At 62.9% G+C, this 2,746-nt stretch carries 1 protein-coding gene and 1 pseudogene; both read right to left on the reverse strand.

The genetic code is table 11. The annotated features are described in order from the left end of the window. Positions 1-75 precede the first annotated feature (75 nt). On the reverse strand, positions 76-840 hold the full coding sequence (gene istB, locus KIP88_RS45485; RefSeq protein ID WP_197424055.1) for an IS21-like element helper ATPase IstB: 765 nt from the start codon (positions 838-840) through the stop codon (positions 76-78). A 193-nt stretch (positions 841-1,033) separates the two neighbouring features. Beyond that, a pseudogene (gene istA, locus KIP88_RS45490) lies at positions 1,034-2,639 on the reverse strand (IS21 family transposase); the annotation flags it as partial. Positions 2,640-2,746: the final 107 nt, after the last annotated feature.

A 2,746-nucleotide genomic window follows, 5' to 3' on the forward strand; every position in this document is an offset into this window, starting at 1 on the left:
CCCGGACGGTCACTTCAAATTCCCCCACCTGTGGTCGCGCAAACTCCCCCACTTGTGGAGCAGGACAAGAGGCTTTTAGGTTGACTGGGTTTTGCGTGCAAGGGCTTCGGCGGCTTCCTTGAGGCGGTAGCTGCGGCCGTCGAACTCAAGCAGATGACAATGGTGCATGAGGCGGTCAAGGATCGTCGTGCTCATGGTGTTGTCGCGGAGATAAGCGCCCCAATCCTGCACGACGCGATTGGACGTGACGATGACGCTGCGGTGCAATTTGTAGCGTTGATGGATCAGATTCTGCAGCAAAGCGCCGGCTTCGTCGGGGATGGTGCGAGCGAGGAACAGATCGTCAAGCACAAGCAGATCGCAGTCAGAGATGCTCCGCAGTCGAGCTTCGCGCTGAGCGGCGGGGCTGAGGGCGTAACGGTTGAAGAAGTCATCGGCCTCGAGATACTGGACCTTGTGGCCTTGCAGGATGGCCTGGTAGGCGACGGCCTTGGCCACGTGCGATTTTCCGGTGCCGGGCTTGCCAATGAACAGAGCGTTTTCACCGACCGCGACAAACTTCAGCGCATGCAGCTGGAAGCAGGCCTGACGCGGCAGTTTGGGATTGAAGGACCAGTCGAACTCCGCGAGCGTGAGCTTCTCTTCAAGCCCGGATTGCTGGTAGCGGCGAGCGATGAGACGGGACTGACGACGATCGAGTTCGTCCTGCAGGAGCAGGCAGAAGGTCTCGAGGAACGGTTGGCTGGCGCCCTGGGCCTGCAGGACGCGGGTCTCGAGCGTGTCGCGTATGCCCGACAGCCGCAACTGTCGTAGGCAGCGATCAATTTCTGGCAAGGTCATGGTCATTCCGAATGATCTCCTGTGGAGGTTGAAAGGCAGAGTTGATCGGCAATCAAGGTCTCGGCGGGAGCGCTCGCGTCGTCGGAGCTGGCCGGGATTGCGGAGACGACGCGAGCGCGGTTTGGTGCGGGCTGATCATTGCCGTTGTTGCCGGGCCGGCGCTCGATGCTGGCACGGTTCTGGGCGCCGAGGCGAAAGAGTTCGCCGTACTCGTCTGCGGGACGGATCAGTGGATGATCCTGCGTCAGAGACAGCGTGAGTTGTGGTGCCTGATCGACGCGCTCGAGCGCCCGCTCGAACAATCGCTCAACGATGGCGCGCACCTGTTTGTAGCGATGGATGTGATGACGCATCGCGTGATCGCAGGCTTGCTCGACGAGCCGGGCGGGATACTTCTTCGCAAGTCCGACAATGCCCCACATCGCGCGTTGTCCAACGCGACCTTCGGTGTCGAACAGGTGCTGACAGAGCGCCTTCGCTTGCGGTCCGATGTCGCCGGCGCTTGCCAGCAGGAAGGCGGTCTGACGAGATGGATTGAACGGGCGCTCGTTGTGCGGCAGTTTGAGCGAACCCGGCCGTGCGGCGCGGGCATGAACGCGCAGCAGCGCCTGGGTGCTGCGGTCGCGGATCTCGATCGTGGTCTCGTAAAGGCGTACCACGACCTGGCTGCCGATCGGCGCGGGGCGCGCGGCATAGTCGCTGTGATCCACCCGCACGGTGGTGTCGTCGTAGACGGTACGCACGAGCTCGGAGAAGTAACGGAAGCCGGTCGCGGGCAATGGCCGCAGATGCGGCTTCTCCTCCTGGAACATGGCCTCGACCTGACGCCTCATGCTGCCATGGATGCGTTTGGAAGCCCAGTTCGTCTCCCAGTGCTCCAGAAAGCTGTTCTGAGCCTCGAGTGATTCGAAGCGCCGCCCGGCGAGCGCGGTGCCCTGGGTGTGCTGGATCGCGTTCTCCACGGTCCCCTTGCGGTTCGGGTCCCGCACCCGTGCCGGATCGGCGACGACGCCGTAATGCGCGAGCACCGCGCCGTAGAGCCGGTTGAGCTCGGGCTCGTAAAGGTCGGGCGTGACGACGCCTTCCTTCAGATTATCGAGCACGACATAGCCGACGGCGCCGCCAAAATATCGAAAAGCCCCTTCGTGGAGCTGTGCCCAGATCTGCTGGCTCGACTTCCCAGACCACCCGCCGGAAGCTACGCCGCGAGTAGCGCAGGGTCATCACGAACAGGCGCGGCCGGCGGTAACGACCGCTCTTCGGATCACGGGTCAGCGCGCCTTCGCCATAATCGACCTGGGCTTCCTCGCCGGGGGCAAACTCGAGACGGTCAAACTGTTTGGGATCGATGTGGCGCAAGGCGCGCACGAAACGCTTGACGCTCTCGTAGCTGGCAGTGAAGCCGAGCTGATCAACCAGATCCTGGTAGATCGCCTGCGCATTGCGCTTCAGACGGACCTGCTGCTCGATCCATTCCCGATGCGGTTCACACGCTGAGCGGGCGAAATCAAACGTCTTGGCGGCCACCTTCATGCCGATAGCCGGCGGTCGCGGAGGTGGGGGAGTTTGGCCATCCGCGGCCTCGGAGCCGGCGGTCACCCCGGGGGAATTTGCCTCCGCCGCTCGCCGGGACACGAAAATCGCCTGGTAGCGCCGGATCGTCTTGCGGTCGATCCCCGTCAGCCGCTGGATCTCTCGTTGGCTCGTCTGGCGCTCAAGTAACGTAAATACGGTGCTTTGCAGATGCGGCTTCAAGACGTTCAACTCCCGGTCCCCTCTTCCCTAAAGGGGGCGAAAATAAACGTCCTGCTACGCGCTTTGCGGCCGATCAGCCGCCCAGCCAGGCGGAATCAGGTGGGGGAGTTTGAGGTGACCTCACCCGGGGGATTTTGACCGACCGTCGGGG

The organism is Bradyrhizobium sp. SRL28, assembly GCF_018596315.1.
Classification (GTDB): domain Bacteria; phylum Pseudomonadota; class Alphaproteobacteria; order Rhizobiales; family Xanthobacteraceae; genus Bradyrhizobium.